The organism is Okeania sp. SIO2F5 (genome assembly GCF_010692685.1).
Lineage (GTDB): Bacteria > Cyanobacteriota > Cyanobacteriia > Cyanobacteriales > Microcoleaceae > Okeania > Okeania hirsuta.
On record NZ_JAAHGU010000125.1, the window covers coordinates 1 to 21,546 of the forward strand.

A 21,546-nucleotide genomic window follows, 5' to 3' on the forward strand; every position below is an offset into this window, starting at 1 on the left:
TCGGACTGGACTTGTTCGGTGACTATAAACCGCCGTAAGAACAAAGTGGTTATTATAAAGTCAAAAACTGCTTTTGTTTCTAAGGAAGTTCTGACCGTTTTTAATAAACATTAGAAGCATACACAGAGTTGGAATTCGTCTGTTTAGGTAAGTCACTCCAGTAATTGTCTTTCAGATTCCAGAGCTTTAACTAAATCTTGATTTCCTTTAGATCTTGCTGCTTCCAGGCGATGAGCTAATCTTTTTTCTATATTGGCTTTATGAACTTCATTTAATTTAACTAGGCTTTTTGGTGAATTTTTGTTCATCATGGACATTTTTTTTACCTCTTTTATTATATAGCTTACATTTTTAATTTAGCATCGCTAGAAAAAATAAACCAGCCCGGTTACTGAAAACTGTCAGTTATTATTAGCTAGTAGACACCAAACAAAGTCTGTTTTAGTAGGCTATCCCTTGTAGAATCATTCACAAATATTCTGAGTAAATCTTTTTAATAAAATGCCTGAAAGTATTGATTATTAATGAATGTGTAAATCTTCAGCAATAAGCTATATAGTTAACAGAGGAGCTTGAAAATCATCTTTTTTTATCCCTTAACAAGGGTCTCTCCTAGTTCATTAAATTTTATTAAGTAGACTTTGCAGTATCATACTAAATATTAGTTAAGCCTTAGAAGTTAAATTTTATCTTTTTATTTTGGGTTTAATACCCCGCCGTCTACACCAGGGTCAATTTATTGTCACTAGTGCCGCTACGCGAAAGTCAAAAGGCAAAAGTCAAAAGTTAATCATTTTTGACTTGTAATTGTTTTAGGATTTTGTAACTGGTCAGTTATTTCCGCCATCCTGCACTAGAGAAAAAGGGAGTGGGAGACCCACCCCTAACCCCTCCGGTGGAGGGGAAGAGGGGAGTGGGGGAGTAGGGTCAATTTATTGTCACTAGAGAAAAATTGTATCCTTTGAAATTTCGTACATCTTGCTAGGATTAGTTAACCAAAAATATAGAGTTCAGGACTTACGCAAATACACTACATATAGTATATAAAACTATATCACTATGGTATATATAGTGTTTTTGCCATGATAATGCGTAAGTCCTGGAGTTGTAAATATTCTCGCTACGACAAAGAATTAGCTCTGGCTGTCTACACCGTGTTTACAATTGGTTGGGGTTTGAGTCCCCATCCGTTTTTTCTTCCTTCCTCTGTTGGTGCGCATTCCCTTGCGTTTATCGCCGACACGGAGTCGCACCGCTTCTTGCTTCTTGCTTCTTCCTTCTTCAATAATTTAGAAAACATTTGGTTTTTTCTTCCTCACCTAATAAAAAACCAAAAAATCTCTGGATACACGCTACAATCCTCTACTGTAAAGGATTATTAATCAGTCAAAATTCTTAGTTACTTACACAAAAAATTTCAAATTATCTAACATGATAGATTTCTCTAACATTGCGGCGCAACTTAACGCAGGCACTATCCTTCCAGAAGCAATAGTTATAATTACCCTACTTGTAGTTCTCGTTGGAGACCTCATAGTAGGACGTACTTCTGCTAAATGGACTCCCTACGCAGCCATAGTAGGTCTATCGATCGCTATTGTGGCCTTATATACTCAATGGGACAGTACAAATACCATCGGTTTTTTGGGAGGCTTTAATGCTGATGCCCTCAGTGTAGTATTTAGAGGTATCATTGCTCTGTGTGCAATTACCACCATATTGATGTCGGTGGCATACATAGAACAAACTGGGACTCCACTAGGAGAATTTATTTGTATTCTGCTCACTGCTACTTTGGGGGCAATGTTCCTTTCTGGAGCAGATGAGTTGGTGATGATTTTTGTTTCTCTGGAAACCCTGAGTATCTCCTCTTATTTATTAACTGGTTATACAAAACGTGACCCCCGCTCTAATGAAGCAGCATTAAAATATTTACTCATTGGCGCTGCAAGTTCGGCCGTTTTTCTCTATGGCATCTCCCTTCTCTATGGTTTGTCTGGTGGAGAAACTCGGTTAACAGCGATCGCTTCTAGTCTTGCTGATGGGTCGAGTGGCGGAGTTTCACTAGCTCTAGTTATTGCCTTAGTATTTGCGATTGCTGGTATTTCTTTTAAAATTTCTGCTGTCCCTTTTCACCAATGGACTCCGGACGTATATGAAGGTTCTCCTACTCCAGTTGTGGCCTTTCTCTCAGTGGGTTCTAAAGCGGCTGGTTTTGCTCTAGCTATTCGTCTTTTGGTTACTGCTTTCCCTTTAGTTTCGGAACAGTGGCATTTTGTATTTACTGCCCTTGCTGTGTTGAGTATGGTATTGGGTAATGTGGTTGCTCTGGCCCAAACTAGTATGAAACGTCTACTTGCTTATTCATCTATTGGACAAGCGGGTTTTATTATGATTGGCCTTTTGGCGAATACTGAAGCTGGTTACGCTAGTATGATATTTTATCTGCTAATTTACTTGTTTATGAATTTGGGTGGTTTTACCTGTGTGATTCTATTTTCTCTCCGTACAGGTACAGACCAAATTAGTGAATATGCAGGGTTATATCAAAAAGACCCGTTATTAACTTTAGGGTTAAGTCTTTGTTTGCTTTCTTTAGGTGGTATTCCTCCACTAGCGGGTTTCTTTGGCAAGATTTATTTATTTTGGGCAGGTTGGCAAGCTGGATTGTATTGGTTAGTTTTGTTAGGATTAATTACCAGTGTTGCTTCTATTTACTACTACATTCGTGTGGTGAAAATGATGGTGGTAAAAGAACCGCAAGAAATGTCGGATGTGATTAAAAATTATCCTCCTATTCGTTGGGATATTTCGGGTATGCGTCTTTTACAAGTAGGGTTGATTTTGTCTGTTTTAGCAACGTCTTTAGCTGGAATTTTATCTAATCCTTTGTTTACTTTGGCTAACGATACTATTGTTAAAACTCCTATGTTGAACTCGGTTTTAGTTCACACTGTTGAAACTAATTCGGTAGCTAGTCAACCAAGTTTTTATTTGTCGCAAAATAATTAGTTCTGATTCTGTTGATTTACTAAAAGTAAGAAATGTTCGACTGGTTGTCGAGCATTTTTTCTGTTAAATAGATAGGTCGAATTGTTGGAGTTTTTATTGCAGAAGGAAGAAGGAAGAAATAAGAAGGTTTTAGTTATCTAGGAGATGAGGAAAAATCTTGCGTTGTTTGAGTTTTAAATTTTTTATCAAAATAATATGGGTCTAATACCCTGCCTTTTAAGGCGAAATATTTTTGGATAGTTGCTTAAACCCCCTACTTCCCCTCCTGGGAGGGGTTAGGGGTGGGTTAACTTCTGATTTCTTTCTCTTATACAAGTTCTCATATTAATGAGGTAGAGTATTTTCTTCTCTTCACTTATTCTTATATGACCTTTCCAAAAATTGTCATATATAGCCAAGATAATTAACAGCCTACTAAATTTTTTGTATCTAAAATATAACCTAATTTTTAGAAAATTCAATAGGTAGTATTAAGCTCAGTTATCTATTTATCAAAATATTTAGATTAGAGGCTATTTACATTAGACAAATGTTTTGACAAAATAAATCACAACTACTTATTAGGGAAATTAGGAGACACCCTAATCAGATTCAAACGTCAAATCAAGGCATGGTTAAAATCTGGATACATGGAGGAAAATAGACTCTTCCCCACCAATGAAGGTACACCACAGGGGGGAATTATATCACCTCTATTGGCAAATATAACCTTACATGGAATGGAAGAGAGATTAAATGAATGGGTAAGAACATGGAAGGGACAAAAACGGGTCAATCTACAATCATTCTCCTTTGTCAGGTATGCCGATGACTTTGTTTGCCTTCACGAAAGTGAAGAAGTAATACAACAAGCTCAGGAAATTATACAAAATTTCCTCAAACCCATTGGACTAATCATCAAAGAAGAAAAAACCAAGATTATCCACTCATTTGACGGTTTCGACTTTCTGGGTTTTAACATCAGACAATACAAATCTGGTAAACATAACTCTGGAAAGTTATCTAACGGTAAACCTCTAGGCTTCAAAACCCTAGTTAAACCATCAAAAAAAGCCATCAAAAAGCACTACGAAGATATAGCTAACCTGATAAGGGAAAAGAAGGCCGTCTCACAAGACACCCTCATACACCTACTAAACCCCAAAATCAGAGGATGGGCTAACTACTACAAAGCAGTATGTAGTAAAGAAACATTCAGTCAACTTGACAGTTTAATCTTCACAATACTCCATAAATGGACACTAAGAAGACACCCCAATAAAGGGAAGAAATGGGTCAAGAATAAATACTGGAAATCTGCTATATACATCCAAAATGGGGTCATCCATTCCAGAAATTGGATGTTCAGAAGCAACAATGGTAACGAATTGCGATTACATAGTAACGAAGCCATCCAAAGACATATCAAAGTCAAAGGAGATAAATCTCCCTATGATGGAGACTACATATACTGGGGAAAAAGGTTAAGCAAATCCATAGAGTTATCAACCAAACAGCAAAAACTTCTAAAAAAGCAAAAAGGGTTATGCCCCCAATGCAATAGACAGTTTATAACTGGGGACATAATGGAAATTGACCATATAATTCCAAAATCCAAAGGAGGTAAGGAGACTTACCAAAACCTTCAGTTAATTCACGCACACTGTCATGATCAAAAGACCAGAACAGATGGAAGCCTCAATCAAAGGTACTCAAGATAAGAGCCAAATAATTGAGGAGCCGTGTGAAGGGAAACTTTCAAGCACGGTTTTGAAGACGAGTCAGAGGGGCGACTCTCTGACTTAGTTCAACGAGTGGCGTGTCGAAGACTATCCATAAGCAATTTTCCCTTCAGCCTTATTCCTTCAGCCTTCAGCCTTATTCCTTCAGCCTTCAGCCTTATTCCTTCAGCCTTCAGCCTTATTCCTTCAGCCTTCAGCCTTATTCCTTCAGCCTTCAGCCTTATTCCTTCTTCCTTATTCAAAGAAAGCTATGCTAGAACTTTTAGAGCTTCTGGTTTCAGAATAACTTGAACTCCTGATTCAACTTTAACGTGCCACATACCATTTGGTAATTGATTTAGCAACTCTACAGCTTTACCTCGATCTTCTTCTAGTTCTGGACTTGGAGAATCAACTAAAATAACTGTTGTTTTGGTTGATTCTTTTGAAGATATTAAATTAGCAGATAAAGAGTGGGTTAGAGGGGGGGACTGTTCTGAGAGAGTTGCTAACTGCATTCTCAGTTGGTTTAGTTTATTTTGCAGTTCTTGATTTTCTTTTTGATATTGTTGTGATTGTGCTGTTAGTTCTTGATTTTTCTGGGTTAATCTTTGAACTTCTAGTTTTAATCTCTGAACTTCTACACATTCATCAATACTAACATTACAAGCTTTAGCTATAACTTTTTTAATTAGGGGGCTGTACATAACTTTTAAGTAAATAAATTAGAGTAAATTGTTTTTATGGAGAGAGAAGTTATTCTTTTTCCTAACTTCTCTTACCTTCTATTATCATCTTCTATTTTTCCCATAAAGTATGTGACCCCTTATCTGGTTTTAATGTGATTAAAATCACTATAAAAATTATGGGTTAATTATGGGATAAATTTCCAGGATAATAAACTTGATATTTGATAGTAATTAATACTTACATAAATTTGTTTTTTGAGTTAAATTGAAGTATAACTACTCAAATATTTTATCGTCTTACTTAATTCAGGACTGTGAGTTAAGTAGGTACGCATAATGTATTAAAAAAGCCTATCTAATCAATAATTTATTGATCCCCTCTATTTTAGAAGTTGAAAAGATTCTCACATATACTATCTACTTTGTCAATATAATTTTGGAAATAGGGTTTTTATTCTCAATGTCAAATCAACTATATTAAATATTACTACTTCCTTTGTTTATATATGGTCAGTTGATATATTTTATTTATAATTTTGTGAGCGCTTACTTTTAGATGTATGATTGAGAAAATCTAGCATTTACGGTAAGAGTAAGATAGGTAAAATTTTTATATTTTCTCCCAAAAGCAATAAATTTTAATTTTTTTTGATAAAAGTTAATCAGGGAAGAAAGAAAACTTTTAATTTACATCTAATTGCAGGAATTATAAATATTTATCCAGAATTTATGTGAGGGGGGAATTGCTATAGTGAAACTATATTAAATATTACTACTTCCTATATTTATATCTGGATATCTGGTCAATTGATCTGTATTTATTTATAATTTTGTGAACGCTTACCTGAAGATATATGATTAAGAAAATCTAGCATTTACTTATAAGAGGAAGATAGGTCATTTCAGTCATCAGTTATCAGTTATCAGTAAAATTTTTATATTTTCTCCCAAAAGCAATAAATTTTAATTTTTTTTGATAAAAGTTAATCAGGGAAAAGGGAAAACTTTTAATCTACATCTAATTGCAGGAATTATAAATATTTATCCAGAATTTATGTGAGGCGCTAATTATAGCAGTCTCAGGAAAGGTTAGGACAGATAAAAAGCTTAAAAATCAGACGACAATGTAAGATTTTTCCTTCTTCCTTCTTCCTTCTTCCTTCTTCCCTCTTCCTTCTGCAATACTCTGTTTTAATGCTTTTTAAATTTATCTGAAACTATCAGGAAACTCAGCCTTTAAAACAGGTAAAACTGGGCAAGGTTTTTGCTCCTGTAAATTATCTGGTTTATTCCAAGTAAAAGGAGCTAACTTAGCAGCAGACATCCACAACAAACGTTTTGCTCTAGTCATTGCCACATATAGTAACCGAAATTCCTCCGCCGTCTTCAAATATCCTGCTTGTTTCCAAGCAGTAGAAATATCTGGTAAATCTTGCCCTTGTAAACTGGCACGAATTTGCGCTCTTGCCACTTCAGCTAAGTCAAATTCTCCCAAAAAACTTACCTGGGGTAAAACTCGTAAATTACCAGGAATTATATTTTCATGTAAAAAAGGTAAAAAGACATAATCCCAATCTAAACCCTTAGCTTTATGCATAGTAATAATAGTGAGTTGCTGAGGGCGAGTATAACTTTTCTCTGCATCTTCATCCACTTCAACAGGTTCAAATCTCTCAGAACCTACAATTTCACTTAAAACTTCTAAAATAGAATTCATCGAACTATTATCAAAAGTTTGTTTAGCAACTCTTTCTGCTAATTTATCCGCAGTTGCTAAATCTGATTGTTGATATTTTAAAGCTAAAGCAAGAAAAGAAATTAATTGATACAAAGGTAATTCTGATTTTGCCCTAAGCAAACTACGACAAAAATCACGACATTTACGCACCTTTTCTGATTGATAAGGATCGAGAGGTCCTGGGTAAAGAAACTGTTCTGGCACAGAAGCAAAAGTATTATAATCTTGCTTAGGAATTAAGCGTCGATCGCCCAAAACTTTCAAAGCAGATTTTAAATAATCTGGAGAATGAGGGCGGTCAATAAATTGCATTAATGCTAATATTTCTGCTGGAATTTGAGAGTAGCGCGCCCCTTGAGAAACATCATATATTGAAATATTTTGTTTGCCTAAATCAATATCTATTCCATATTTTCCAGGATTAGAAAAAGTATCTGTAATAAATTTACCTTGTTTATTTTCCCTTACTAATACAGCAAAATTACCATCAGGATTTTCTTTAAATAAATTAATTATGCGTTTACCCATCAACTCTAGAGTTTGGTAAATATCTCGGGGTTCATATATTTCTAAACCACCATCAGTAGCTGGAGGATTATCATTTGCCGGGTGAATATTTTGGTCTCGAAAAGGTTTTTCTATTCCGGTTAATTCTGAATTATTTACCCATTTCAATACAAAATTAGCTGCATCTATAATTTTTTGACAACTACGACCTGCTTGTTCCATAGTCGCCAATTTATTTAATTGTTCACAGTCTTCACAAAATTGCCGAAAATCTATTGGATCTGCCGGAGTAAATGTGGAATTAATTGCTTGATTTGGGTCTCCAACACGCATAAGATTGAGATGATTTAATTTTGATAATCTTTGCTCTTGATAAATCCCATTATTTTCTGAATTACCATCATCATTTTCACTTGAATAAGCTAACTTTTTTAATAGTTTAGTTTGTAAAGGTGTAGAATCTTGAGCTTCATCTTCAAACACTGCAAAAACTTGATTTTGCCACATCTTTCTAGCACCTTCATTTTCTAATACCCGCAACGCTGCCAAAATCATTTCATCGTAGTCAATTAATTGATTTTCCCTTAATATTTCCTGATATATTTGATATAAATTAGCAGCAATAGTCACAACCTGATAATGGTCATTAATTTTGTCTCTTAGTTGCCATAAATATTCTGGTTTAAGACCAGAACTTTTTGCTTGTTGAATTGCTTTCCAAGCTAATTGAGGTAAAACTTCAGTGCGTAAAACTGACTGCCTTCTTAAACGTTCCGTTTCTTCTCCATCAAATTGAACTCCTTCAATTAAAAGTTGATAATGTCTAGGATTATTTGCAATCCAATTTTCTACACAAGTACGAGTTATTCTGTTGCTTGGAGTGGGAAGAATTAAAGTAGTATTTTCTAAATCTAACTCAGATAATTCAGGATGACGTAGGGCAATACTTAAAGCCAAACCATGTAAAGTATGAACAATAAAACTGCCTTGAGGTAAAGATAATTCTTTTAAATGTTTGCGGATTTTAGTTTTAATATTACTAGCTGCAGAACGGGTAAAAGTAACAACAATTAATTGACGATTACTATGTAACTGATAACGAGCGATCGCTAAAGCTGCTGCTGCTGCCATACCGTAAGATTTTCCTGCCCCAGGAACTGCTGAAACTGCTAAAGGTCCTCCTTGCCAGTCAGCCATTTGCTGTTGCCCAGGCCGTAAATTGCAACGAATTTGTTGAATTGTTTTTTCTCTTAAACTTGCTAATGATAAGTCAATTTCTGTATTTTCAGTATTCGTTTTAATATCAGTATATGGAGGCAAATTATTATTGAAATCGTCAGTCACCTTGTTTTAAATCAAAAGTTAAAAATTAAAATATAGCGTTTCTCAAATTACTGAGGAACAGTTGTTTTTCTTATTTTCTATTCCTTACTCCCTACTCCGTTTTAAATCAAAAGTTAAAAATTAAAATATAGGGTTTCTCAAGTTACTGAGGAACAGTTGTTTTTCTTATTTTCTATTCCCTACTCCCTACTCCCTACTCCGTTTTAAATCAAAAGTTAAAAATTAAAATATTACCGAAAAATTGTGGGTATGTGCCTCCCCTTTTAAGGGGATAAAAAAAGAGCATATTCGCCAAGGTCAAGCTTCCTTATTGCAGAGGTACTGATAACTGATAACTGATAACTGAAATGACCAGTAAATATTTAAGTTTATTTTTGCCGAATTCAATCTATTTTAGCTAGGGGAAAATGAAGATAAAAAGTTGTACCAGTAGAAGGACTTGATTCAAAGAAAATCTTCCCATTATGGGCATCAATAATTGTCTTAACAATAGCAGTTCCCAATCCAATACCACCCTGTTTTCCATAACTTACAAAAGCTTCAAATAATTTATCCTGAATTTCTTGAGGAATACCAGGACCATTATCTGAAAAAGTAATTTCAACTAATCGATCTTTTCTTCTAGCTCTGATTTCTATTTTGCCTTCAGATTTATCCAGAGCTTCTACAGCATTAGATAATAAATTTTGTAAGACACGGTTAATCTTATTTTCATCAGCATTTATGATTAAACCCTCTTCCACAGAAACTATCAATTCTACAGAAGAAAAATCAATATAGACCTGGTTTAACTTAGCAAAATTTTGTAAGAGTTTAGCAATATCAATTAACTGACAATATAATTTTGTATTCCCCTGAGAAAAAGCAAGCACTTCTTCTGCCATATTTAACATTCTCTGAACTTGCATTGAAATTAGATCGCACCATTCTTGACTCTCTTGATCGGGATGGAGTTCTTTTAACATTGAACTTGATAATTGAATACCAGTAAAAGGACTTCTAAAATCATGAATAATAGTATTTACCATCTCTCCAATCAAAGTCATTTTCTCTTTATAAGCTAATTGATTGACATAATCAGTCGTCACGGTTCGCAATCTTTGAGATAAAAAACTTAAGATTTGTAAGACTATATCTCCTTTTGTATTAGCTAATATCTCTGTTATGGATTCATAGTAAATTTTCGCCAAAACTGTTTCCTTAGATGTAACTACCCTAGCACTTCTTGGCTTTCTATCTATAATCCCTAACTCTCCCAAATAACCATTAGATTTAACAGATGTAATAACAACATAATTATTCCCTTCACCACTCCTTTTACTAACTTCTACTTCACCTTCTAGAACTAAAAATAAAGAATCTGAATCATCACCTTCTTCAAAAATAATCTCTCGGGGATTAAATTTTTTAATAATAGCAATCTGGGAAATTTGTGCAGCTTGCTCAGGTTCAAAATAGCGAATAAACTGATGTGATTCTAGTTTCATTTTGTAGTGGGATATAGTATGTCTTTCGGTTAGGTAGTCTTGGTGATAATGGATGAATTTATCATAAAAAATATTCAGTGTCAAAAGTTGTCAATCCTATGACACAACAAAATTTTGAGGCAAAAGAGATAGATAAATCAACATTCATAACTTTATTGATATTGAGCTACAGCACAAAAGCTATACCCTATATTTTTACTGATATCTTTTTATTACTAATCAACTAGATAGGAAAAAAAGCTATCGCTTTAGCTATAGCTAAAAACTCCTAAATTTTATAATAGTAAATATTTTGATTCAGCTAGTTTGCCATCGCTTTTATTAGTTGTCGCTTCATCAAATTTATTTGACTTGACAATCAATATAGGATATGTACTAAATTGATTACTAAGTTTATTTTCAAATAGTACTATTTTTTATGTGAAGTCCGGAATAATAATTGTCCCCATATGAGGTAAAATAGAGTTTAATATCAAATCTATTAAACAAGCCTAAACTTACCTCCTAATTTTTCCCTCTATCCAAGACTCTATTATAAATTACATATTGATTAGTCCTGTTAGAGATGAAGAGTTAACAACTGTTGACTAAAATCTGTAAAAAGTTATGGACATCATCTTGAGAATTGCCCTGGAGAAACGACTTGAGCTCCAACGGCCTCAATTACACTAAAATGAATAATGCCACTAATCTTAATATAGTGGCATTACAGACCTAATTATAGAGTTTTTTATGGGCTAAAATTACCACAGTCCTCTTACAGGAGGAGGTTGTGGGACAGGTCTTGTAATAGGAGGGGGTGGCTGAAGTGGTGGAAACTCTAAGGAAGGAGGACCCTGGAAATTGTATGTTGGTAACTGAACTTCTACCCGTTCATAGTTATAATCTGGGATGACTTTAAAAAAGTCTATACAACCACAAGGGTCTTCAGGATCGTCATTCTTTTTGCCCACAATTGCATAAACCCGCATTCCAGGTACTAGACCTGCTATTTCCATCGTATGTCTAGGAGAAAAAAATAGAGTTCGTAGTTGACCACGTTCCTCTTCAGGAATTGTGACATAAGTGGGTTCACCATCATTAGGTGCAATGCCAGGAATGCCTAATTCTGCTTCTTCATCTACTAGAATTGTGACTACATTACCGATAATACCTTTAACATAACCGACAATCTCCATTTGATTTGCTCCCCCTGCTCTAGTTCTTTCCCTTTGGGCAACTTTCTCATTTTCAGGAGCAGCGATCGCCGGATAAATTGTTCCAAATGTAATTAATATTGACAAGCAACCACTTGCCAAATTTGTATATTTTGGAAGACGCATGACTACCTCACCAAATTTTGTCTAAGTGTCTAAGTTAAAATCTGTTTTCACGGGTTTAACTGGACAGTGATTAATTGATTGCTTATTTTTATAACAACCTCGTCAAGAGGATACCACCAACGCTTATTTTTGGCAAGTAAGCTTACTTTATATGTAGTGTAGAATTTTTTCTGTTATTGAAATTGAGATTAACAGGCAAACTATTTGTATTACTTTCATTGAAAATATCTAGATATAGCCTCTGTTTCATTTACCAGAAAATAGGTTTATTAATTTGCAAATTAATCTTAATCTTGCCTTGAAGCAATATAACAACCCTAGATTTTGGTTCTAATATTTTAGTATGGGTAATATAGTCATCAAGTTCTTAATTATAAAAGACTTAGAGATAAATTTTTTATTGATCAGGATTTCAGATTTCCTTTTTCTATAAACTATGAATCTATATATTATATCTTTATATCTAGAATATCTATAAAAAAATTACTAACAATATAGCAACCATATTGTGATTTTCATATTTTAGTTCGACTCAGCCAATATATTTTTGGGGAACTACTATCGATAGTACTTCTATTCATAATTAATTTGCAGTATTTTTGTGATTAATTGTCATACAACTTTACTCCAAAATATTAGTAATTACTGATTAGCATTTTCTCCTGATTTAATTTTTTTTTCTTCAGGCATATATTCTTCAATATTAATAGATGCTATTCCCTTAGATTCGACTAACTCAAACATTGACCCTAATTGTACCCAGATCAACAAGGCAGTTGGAAACACGACTATTGCACCTATGACAATAGATAACCATTCAACAATATTAAAGATAGAAAGACTAGCTGATACAGATAAAAAGATAAATAAAGTCATGCTCAAATAAGCAGTAATAAGATTAGGTGTTTGATAACCTATTTGCTTTTGAGAGACTTTGTTTTTCAGCCATAGTGTTAATTTATACTCCAACATATCTTTAAAAATAATTCCCAAGACAATAGAGAAAAATAATGTTAACTGAATGACTGTGTAGACAGGAAAATCAAAAAAAGTATTACTGTACATTTTGTTTAACCACAAATATTAACATTTGTAAATCATATCATATTTGTAGTGAGAAAGAAGACACAAAAAAATTTTTAGCAAAGAATTAAAGATATAGCAGAAGCAAGAAGCAAGAAGCAAGAAGGAAAAATATTGCTTTGTCTGAGTTTTAAGATGTCTATCTGTCCTAACCTTTCTTTCTACTGGGATAATCAGAGTAAAAAAAATTATGATGAATTTTGTACCTCACGCTTCTTGTAAATTATAGTAATTTCTTAAAATAATGCTTTTTTTATTGAAAACTTCAGCTATTAAGTAATAAATCAGATTCAGTAATTTTTTGAGTAATTATTTATATGAAGTAAACATATATTATTCATTTATTATTCGTTATTTACCTAATCCGTACTCCCTGCTATCAATAAAATTAGTAAAAATGCGTGTGATTTCGTATTATAAATAAATTAATTTGTCATTTGGCAATCCTGCAACTGTCATGGTATTAATTGAACTTAGGACAAATCACCTAATGATGTCAGTTCTAATTGCCTCAGCTCCAATTAAAAGAAGGAAAATGTATTTCGGTTTCTTTCCTACTCAAAGTTTTTTCCACTTCCCCACTCCCCCACTCCCTTACTGCACTACTTATAATTTCAGTCAAATAATACTTTCTCCAAATTTTGCAAAGCAATTTCCAAATTATCATTCATTAGTTGTACATCAAACTCTCCTGCAGCTTCCATCTCTTTAATTGCCCTTTCTAGACGCTTGACGATCGCTTCTTCCGAATCATGTCCTCTATCCCGCAATCTTTTTTCCAATTCAGTCATAGAAGGAGGTAAAATAAAAATAAGCAATGCTTCTGAAAAAGTCTGTTTAATTTGTCTTGCCCCTTGTACCTCAATCTCCAATAATACTAATTTACCCTGTTTAATATTTTCAATAACTGGCAGACGTGGCGTACCATAAAAATTACCTGCAAACTCAGCCCATTCTAATAAATCTTGAGTTTCAATCATTTGTTGAAATTTATTGCGGTCTACAAAGTAATAACTTTCTCCTTCTACTTCTCCAGGTCGAGGACAACGGGTAGTCATAGAAATAGATAAAACTAATTCTGGATGACGTTCTAAGAGAGATTTTACCAAAGTCCCCTTACCTACACCACTAGGTCCTGTTAAAACAATTAATTTACCAGTTTGCATAAATTTTTATCGCAGTACAAGCGAGCATAACTAAACTTTTAGTTATTAATAACAAATTTTGGAAAATCAAACATCAATTACTACAATTAACTATCTTTATTGTTAAATATAAATCGATGTGCCACTGTCTCAGGTTGAATTGCCGAAAGAATAATATGATTAGAATCTGTAATAATCACTGCTCTGGTACGCCGACCATAAGTAGCATCAATTAATTTGCCTCTTTCCTTGCCATCGCTAATCATTCGCTTGATCGGGGCTGATTCTGGACTAACAATTGCAACGACTCTATTCGCAGAAACTATATTACCAAAACCAATATTAATTAACTGGATATCCATGACAGATTATGCAACTTATATATACAAAGTTTTTCAGTTATAGCAGCAGGAAAAAGGAAGAAGGAAGAAGGAAGAAGGAAGGTAAGCATTCAGGTCTTGGGGTTGCATTATTCTTGATTTTTTGCATACTCAGTGTTTCAAAGCTGAAAACTGTATCTAAGAATACTAAATAGTCTATAAATGAGACTAAAAGGTTTCTGGAAAGTGATAAACACATAGATATGATTATTTGTCAACCCCAGCACCTGAATAGTTACGAAGGAAGAAGGACAAATTTTCGTTGTCTGAGTTTAAGCTTTTGATATGTCAGTGCTCTTTCCTTAGACTACTATGTACAGAAGATTTCACCAAGGGTGAGATATACCCCGAAGCGGGAAAAATGCCAGCACTGGGAACATTTAATTATTCATATCTGTACTTCTGATGGGAGGAATCTGCTATAAGAAGAAAACACCTAAAAATCTTTATTCATTAAATCAGGCTTTTACATCAAGTCTAAATCTGTCATTATATAAGTAATAAATATTTATAGTTCTGAATAATTTTCAAACCTGCTCAATCAAATAATTGGTGTTTATACTAAAGACTTTTATTGATAGCAGAGAAGAAGGAAAAATGGCATTGGTGAATGCGTAATGCTTTTGTCTCAAATATCTATGAACAAACTATAATTGTACCGTTCATAAATATTTAATGCCATTACCTAATCACCAACCCCGGAAAAATAATTAATCTTTATTTGTCAACTAAACTTGATATTATAATTCTCTAAATTTACATGAAAAAAGCAAAAAAAATTATTTAAAGATTGTCGCCTGAAAAATAAAAAATACTATTTTTAGACACTAAATTTATATCATAGTTTTTTCACTTTTAATTTTTAACTTAAAGCTAACTGTGCAACCTGTTGACTATACAACTCTCATAGCTTCATGTTCTGAACTCCGTGTTAAATGGCTACCAGCACGTTTAGAGCAGGTATATCAGCGCGATCGCTTTACTATTACCATTGCTCTGCGAACTCTCAAAAAACGTGGTTGGTTGGACATTTCCTGGCATCCCCAAGGGGCCCGTATTTGTATTAGTGACCCTCCACCTCGCGCCCCTGATACTTTTACTTTTAGTCAACAATTACGACACCAGCTAGGGGGACTAGCTTTAATAGCTATTGTTGAAGTTTCTCCTTGGGAGAGAGTACTGGACTTCCAATTTGCCAAACGTCCTGGAGAACCACCCCTATGGCATCTTTATGTGGAAGTTATGACCAAGTACAGCAATGTTATTCTGACCACTGCGGATAATTTGGTTGTTACCTGTGCCCATCAAGTGAATAGTCAACAGTCTAGTCTGCGTCAAATTCAAACTGGTCAACCTTATGAACTTCCCCCTTCTCTGACTAACCCTATTCCTAATTTCCAAGAAACGCAACAGCAATGGCAAGAAAGAATTAGTTTAATACCTGGTGTATTGTGGCGAAATTTAATTAAAAATTACCGTGGCCTCAGTAAGGCTTTAGTACAGCCAATGATTGAAGCTTTAGGACTAGACCCTCAACAGTCTACTGATGAACTTAGTGCTTCGGACTGGCAAAAATTATTTAAAAGTTGGCAAGAATGGTTAAAAAATCTGGAGCATTCAAAATTTTATCCTGGTTGGACTGCAAATGGATACACTGTAACAGGTTGGTTAAGTGTAGAATCTGTTGATACTGTCCAGGAATTATTGAATGGTTATTATACTCGACAGCTGAATCAGCAAGAGTTTAGTCAACTATATCATCAAATTAGCCAAAAACTTAAAAATATTACGGCTAAGTTACAGCTCAAGGCTGATACTTTTACCGAACGTTTACACCAGTCGGATGGGGCAGAATTGTTGCGATCGCAAGCCGATTTACTTATGGCCAATCTCCACGAATGGCGACCGGGGATGAAAGCTATTACTCTATGTGACTTTGAAACGGGGGAACCGATGGTCATCAAGTTAGACCCAGAGAAAAATGCGGTGCAAAATGCCCAAAGTCTTTATAAAAAGCACCAAAAGTTGAAACGGGCCCGTGTAGCAGTTGAACCCCTTTTAGCGACAGTCCAAGCAGAAATTGATTATTTGGAGCAAGTGGAAGCTTTTTTGTCTCAGTTAGATACTTACCAAACTCCAGAAGATTTACGCACTCTTGAAGAAATTCGGGATGAGTTAATTCAGCAAGCTTACCTTAAAGCTCCAGAACATCATCACCAAGATAATAAAAAGGATACAGAATTTTACCGTTACGAAACTCCTGGTGGATTTGAATTATTGGTTGGCCGTAATAATCGTCAAAATGATTTGTTAACTTTTCGAGTGGCGGGAGATTATGATTTGTGGTTTCATACTCAAGAAATTCCTGGTAGTCATGTTTTGTTGCGACTAGATGCTGGTGCCACACCTGATGAAGTTGATTTACAGTTTGTTGCAGATATAAGTGCTTTTTATAGTCGTGCCCGTCAGAGTGAAATAGTCCCAGTTATTTATACTAAACCTAAGTTTGTTTATAAGCCCAAGGGTGCTAAACCTGGTATGGTTGTATATAAGCAAGAACAGGTTTTTTGGGGGAAACCACAAAGGGCTGAAACCCATATTTCACAGTTAATTGGGATACAAAATTAAAATTTTTTCTAGAAATTGCTCAATAGTTTGTTACAATTAGTGATATAGATATTGTGAGATATATAACCCGCAAATCGCTGCGAACTTGGGAATGCGTAGCTACTTGCTTGTTAATCTCGCAGAAATAACAACGGAAAATAATTTTTAGTTAGACCTGCTTGAGAAAGTTGGTCTTTTTTTTTGCCGTCGATCAAAAAAGTTATAGCGGTTTTCAATATAGACGTACTCCAGTGGCCAAAGTATTCTTGGACTCCATAACCCAAAATAATTTTGTAGTCTACTTAAATAGAGTTGTCGCTAAATAGATAGAGGGAAGAAATCGTTCCAACCTAGACAGAGCAATAATTCCAATACTTTTTGGTTGCCAATGGCTACAATTCTTACAGAACAAAGTTTTTGGGGATTTTTTAAGTTATAAAGCGACAAGTCTAATGAAAAGCGCTGTAATTTAGAAGCGACTTATTAACTTGAAAAAAAGTTTTAATCTTTGGGCAAAGGGTGTTGGTCTAGGTTAAAGTGTTGATTAAAATAGGAGAGCTTAAATCACAAATCAGTTTTGGCGTTAAGCTAAATAACCATAATGAATTATAGCATAAAAAAGCTTTTTGTAACACGAAGTAATCTAGATGTATAAACAATCTCTCATTGAAGATTGCTGACAACGTATGATTAACATTTAAAGTCTTATGCTAATTTGATTGGTAATAACTATGTCACAACAGAGTCTAATCACAGTCAGCCAAAATGGACAATACGGCCGACAAAATTTTACATCTCCACCAAAATTGGATCTTGAGGTTGTCAACCAGGAACTTGCCCAAGCAGACGCTGATACTCTGGTTAAGTGGGGATATGCAACCTTTGGAGAAGGTTTAGTTATGAGTACCAGTTTTGGTATCCAGGCTGCTGTTATGTTACATCTAGCTACAACCGTTGTACCTAATATTCCTGTCATTTGGGTTGATACAGGATATTTACCAGGCGAAACTTATAGATTTGCTGAAGAGTTGACCGAACGATTGAAACTGAATCTTAAAGTATATCAATCTTCAATTAGTCCCGCTAGAATGGAAGCTATACATGGCCGACTATGGGCTGAGAATAATGCTGATGCTCTTAACCGCTATGACCAAATTCGCAAAGTAGAACCCATGCAAAGAGCATTAAAACAGTTAGATGCTAAAGCTTGGCTAGCTGGCCTACGAAGAGACCAAACTGACCACCGTAAGAGTCTTAACCGCATTAGTCAGCAATCGGGAATATATAAGATTTTACCTATATTAACTTGGAATGCCAGGGATATATACCAATATTTGACTGCTTACAATTTGCCTTATCATCCATTTTTCGATTTGGGTTATACTACTGTCGGAGATTGGCATTCTAGTCGTCCCTTGACTGCGGAAGATGAGAATGAACGGGATACTCGTTTTCATGGTCTTAAGCAGGAGTGCGGACTACATTTGCCTCAGACAGATGGACAAGCTCAAAGTTTAGATTCCAGTTCATTGTAATTGACGATCTATCAGCTATTCTCAATGAGCTAGGAGTAGAGGAGTAGTAGGGACGTTGTATGCAACGTCCCTACAGGTAGGCAGGGTCAATTTATTGTCACTAGAGAAAAATTGTATCCTTCTAAGTATTTGTAGCAAAAATTTTAGTATTTCATATTTAAAGTCTTTCTTCAATTCAAAGCTTCTGCATGATATTTTATATGGTCTTCTATATACCAATCAACAATTTTAGGTACATCTGTACGACCCCTCGCACCTCCAAAAGCTGTACCTTTCCATACCCTTCCTGTTACTAACTGAAACGGACGAGTACTAATTTATTGTCCCGCACCAGCTACACCAATAATTACACTCATACCCCAACCTTTATGACAACATTCTAAAGCTTGACGCATCACATTAACATTACCAATACATTCAAAAGTATAGTCAGCACCACCTTTTGTTAAATCAACTAAATAAGGAACTAAATCACCTTCTACTTCTCTAGAATTAACAAAATGTGTCATGCCAAATTTTTCCGCTAATTCACGTTTACTAGGATTAATATCAACCCCAACAATCATATCAGCACCCACCATTTTTGCCCCTTGAATTACATTTAAACCAATGCCACCTAAACCAAATACAATTACTTTTCACCAGCTTCAACTTTTGCCGTATTAATAACAGCTCCAATGCCAGTTGTGACTCCACAACCGATATAGCAAACCTTATTAAAAGGAGCATCTTTACGAATTTTTGCTACGGAAATTTCTGGTAATACTGTATAGTTTGCAAAGGTTGAAGTACCCATATAATGATGAATCATTTCACCATTTAATGAAAATCTACTGGTACCATTTGGCATTACACCACGACCTTGAGTAGTGCGAATTGCTTGACATAAATTAGTGTTTCATGCTGAGACAATACTCACACTGACGACATTCTGGGGTGTAGAGAGGGATAACATGGTCTCCTGGTTTGACGCTAGTGACATTTTGTCCAACTTCAACAACGACCCCAGCTCCTTCATGTCCTAAAATGCTAGGAAATAAACCTTCAGGGTCTGCACCAGAAAGAGTATAAGCATCGGTATGACAAATTCCGGTTGCTTTAATTTCTATCATTACTTCGCCAGCTTTTGGATTTTCTAAATTAACGGTTTCTATACTTAATGGTTTACGAGCTTCAAAAGCTACTGCTGCTTTTACTTCCATGTTGATATCCTGATAAAAATGACAGGATTAATCATAGTTTATGTAAGGAGAAAGAAGCAAGAATCAGGAGGATAAAAATAATGCAATAAATAGACAAATTTAAAATTTTGCCAGACAAAGATATGTGGCAATTCAAAAAGTTAGTAATGTCTATCATTGCTTCTGTTAGTTTCTTCTATAAACAGAAAAACTTGAAATTTTCGCTGAGAAGGATCTGTGGCAATTCGAGAAGTCAGTAACGCCTATAATTGGTGCTGTTAATTTCTTCTTTTTTCTTGCTGATTATCTCTTCCTTTATAAACAGAAAAGCTTGGAATTTTGAGGTGTTCAAGAGTTGCTTTTATTCTCAAAGCCAGGGTATATCTATCATGGCTGTGATAGATTGATTATTCTTTCTTTCTGATTTTCTTTTCCTGGTTCCTTTCTAGTTAGTATGAGATAAATTCTAGAAAATAATAGAGCAAATAGAAAAATTTAAAATTTTACATGAGAAAAAGCTGTGGCAATTCGAGAAGTTAGTAATTTTTATGATTGCTGATGTTAATTTATTCTTCCTTCTTCCTTTCTAATTAGAATTAGACAAGTTATTCAAAATAATACAACAATTAGAAAAATCTGTTCAAATTGGAGAAGTTAGCAATGTCTATCATTCCTTCTTTCTTCTTCCTTCTTCCTTCTTCCTTCTTCCTTCTTCCTTTTTTAATTATAATGAAAATCGCGATCGCACAACTCAATCCCACTATTGGTGATATTACAGGCAATGCAAAATTAATTTTAGAAGCTGCAAAAAAAGCTGAAAATTTAGATGCCAAATTGATGATTACTTCAGAATTATCTCTCATAGGCTATCCACCACGAGATTTATTAATTTATCCTAGTTTAATTGAAGCTGCTGCGACAGAGTTAGAAAAGTTAGCTAAAAATTTACCATCAGAAATAGCAGTTTTAGTGGGAACTGTAACTTTTAATTCTCAAGCTGCTGAAAATGGAGAAAAATCATTATTTAATAGTGCTGCTTTATTAGGTAATGGAGAAGTCAAACAAATCTTTCATAAAAGGCTTTTGCCTACTTATGATGTATTTGATGAACAACGATATTTTGAGTCTGGTAAAACTAGCGATTTTTTCACGTTAGAAATTCCTGGAAAAACCTCAGAATCTTTAGCTAAAATTGGCGTGACTATTTGCGAAGATTTATGGAATGATGCCGAATTTTGGGGAAGGCGAAATTATACTTGTGACCCAATGAAAGAATTAGCAGAAAATCAAGTTGATTTTGTCGTAAATATGTCTGCTTCTCCATATCGAGTAGGAAAGCAAAAATTGCGAGAGGCAATTTTAGAACATGGCACGAATCGTTATCAAATACCAATTATTTATGTTAATCAGATAGGCGGTAATGACGATTTAATTTTTGATGGTTGTAGTGTGGTTTTTAATAAGACTGGTAATGCGGTCTATCGAGCTAGTGCTTTTGCAGAAAATTTGGCAGTTGTTGAATTTAATCCAGCAAAAAAAGATTTGATTGTGACTAATTTTGAAAGTCTATATTTAGCAGAAAGTGAGGATGAAGAAATTTGGTCTGCTTTGGTCTTAGGGGTAAAAGATTATCTGCGTAAGTGTGGTTTTTCTAAAGTTGTTCTTGGTTTAAGTGGGGGAATAGATTCGGCTTTAGTTGCAGCGATCGCTACTGCTGCTTTAGGTAAAGAAAATGTTTTTACTATTTTAATGCCTTCTCCTTACAGTTCCGATCATTCTGTTAAAGATGCTTTGGAATTAGTGGAAAATTTGGGTG

14 protein-coding genes and 2 pseudogenes are annotated in these 21,546 nt (G+C 34.5%); 6 read left to right on the forward strand and 10 right to left on the reverse strand.

The features are described from left to right. Positions 1 to 152: 152 nt before the first annotated feature. Complete coding sequence (locus tag F6K27_RS26110; protein WP_287279085.1) at positions 153 to 317, reverse strand: hypothetical protein; 165 nt, start codon at positions 315 to 317, stop codon at positions 153 to 155. A gap of 1,114 nt (positions 318 to 1,431) precedes the next feature. Here F6K27_RS26110 and F6K27_RS26115 point away from each other — a divergent pair. The 3 genes and pseudogenes from F6K27_RS26115 (at position 1,432) to F6K27_RS26125 (ending at position 4,712) form a co-directional block, all read left to right on the forward strand. After that, positions 1,432 to 3,012 (forward strand): NAD(P)H-quinone oxidoreductase subunit N, encoded by a 1,581-nt coding sequence (locus F6K27_RS26115; RefSeq protein WP_375339716.1) that lies wholly within the window; start codon positions 1,432 to 1,434, stop codon positions 3,010 to 3,012. A 533-nt stretch (positions 3,013 to 3,545) separates the two neighbouring features. Then, positions 3,546 to 4,244: pseudogene (locus F6K27_RS26120) on the forward strand (reverse transcriptase domain-containing protein); the annotation flags it as partial. Positions 4,245 to 4,577: 333 nt separating this feature from the next. Further along, the gene (locus tag F6K27_RS26125) at positions 4,578 to 4,712 is read left to right on the forward strand and encodes an HNH endonuclease (RefSeq protein WP_287279083.1); all 135 of its coding nucleotides are present in this window, start codon (positions 4,578 to 4,580) and stop codon (positions 4,710 to 4,712) included. Between the two features lie 86 nt (positions 4,713 to 4,798). Here the strand turns inward: F6K27_RS26125 and F6K27_RS26130 are convergent, their stop codons facing one another. From F6K27_RS26130 to remA, 8 genes are all read right to left on the reverse strand, one after another. After that, positions 4,799 to 4,975 carry a hypothetical protein gene (locus F6K27_RS26130; protein ID WP_287279077.1) on the reverse strand — a complete coding sequence of 59 codons (177 nt, stop codon included), beginning with the start codon at positions 4,973 to 4,975 and terminating at the stop codon, positions 4,799 to 4,801. 6 nt (positions 4,976 to 4,981) lie between these two features. Next, positions 4,982 to 5,419 (reverse strand): hypothetical protein, encoded by a 438-nt coding sequence (locus tag F6K27_RS26135; protein WP_287279078.1) that lies wholly within the window; start codon positions 5,417 to 5,419, stop codon positions 4,982 to 4,984. Positions 5,420 to 6,608: 1,189 nt separating this feature from the next. Further along, complete coding sequence (locus F6K27_RS26140) at positions 6,609 to 8,990, reverse strand: ATP-dependent helicase (RefSeq protein WP_375339715.1); 2,382 nt, start codon at positions 8,988 to 8,990, stop codon at positions 6,609 to 6,611. Positions 8,991 to 9,373: 383 nt separating this feature from the next. Next, positions 9,374 to 10,477, reverse strand: a complete 1,104-nt coding sequence (locus tag F6K27_RS26145) for an ATP-binding protein (protein WP_124144482.1) — start codon at positions 10,475 to 10,477, stop codon at positions 9,374 to 9,376. Between the two features lie 743 nt (positions 10,478 to 11,220). Beyond that, complete coding sequence (locus F6K27_RS26150; RefSeq protein WP_124144483.1) at positions 11,221 to 11,799, reverse strand: hypothetical protein; 579 nt, start codon at positions 11,797 to 11,799, stop codon at positions 11,221 to 11,223. Between the two features lie 642 nt (positions 11,800 to 12,441). Further along, positions 12,442 to 12,864 (reverse strand): hypothetical protein, encoded by a 423-nt coding sequence (locus F6K27_RS26155; protein WP_124144484.1) that lies wholly within the window; start codon positions 12,862 to 12,864, stop codon positions 12,442 to 12,444. 632 nt (positions 12,865 to 13,496) lie between these two features. Next, positions 13,497 to 14,048, reverse strand: coding sequence for a guanylate kinase (gene gmk, locus F6K27_RS26160; RefSeq protein ID WP_124144485.1), 552 nt, complete (start codon positions 14,046 to 14,048; stop codon positions 13,497 to 13,499). Between the two features lie 86 nt (positions 14,049 to 14,134). After that, a complete protein-coding gene (gene remA / locus F6K27_RS26165; protein WP_124144486.1) occupies positions 14,135 to 14,389 on the reverse strand; it encodes an extracellular matrix/biofilm regulator RemA in 255 nt (84 codons plus the stop codon). An 897-nt stretch (positions 14,390 to 15,286) separates the two neighbouring features. Between remA and F6K27_RS26170 the strand changes: the two genes are divergently transcribed. Together F6K27_RS26170 and F6K27_RS26175 are read left to right on the forward strand one after the other, a co-directional pair. Further along, a complete protein-coding gene (locus F6K27_RS26170) occupies positions 15,287 to 17,035 on the forward strand; it encodes an NFACT family protein (RefSeq protein WP_287279079.1) in 1,749 nt (582 codons plus the stop codon). Positions 17,036 to 17,745: 710 nt separating this feature from the next. Continuing rightward, the gene (locus F6K27_RS26175) at positions 17,746 to 18,549 is read left to right on the forward strand and encodes a phosphoadenylyl-sulfate reductase (RefSeq protein WP_287279080.1); all 804 of its coding nucleotides are present in this window, start codon (positions 17,746 to 17,748) and stop codon (positions 18,547 to 18,549) included. Between the two features lie 218 nt (positions 18,550 to 18,767). Here F6K27_RS26175 and F6K27_RS26180 read toward each other — a convergent pair. Then, positions 18,768 to 19,751, reverse strand: a pseudogene (locus F6K27_RS26180) (S-(hydroxymethyl)glutathione dehydrogenase/class III alcohol dehydrogenase); the annotation flags it as partial. A 708-nt stretch (positions 19,752 to 20,459) separates the two neighbouring features. On the opposite strand from F6K27_RS26180, the gene F6K27_RS26185 reads away from it, so the two are divergent. After that, positions 20,460 to 21,546 (forward strand): nitrilase-related carbon-nitrogen hydrolase (locus tag F6K27_RS26185; protein ID WP_287279081.1); only part of this gene is annotated, 1,087 nt, incomplete at its 3' end.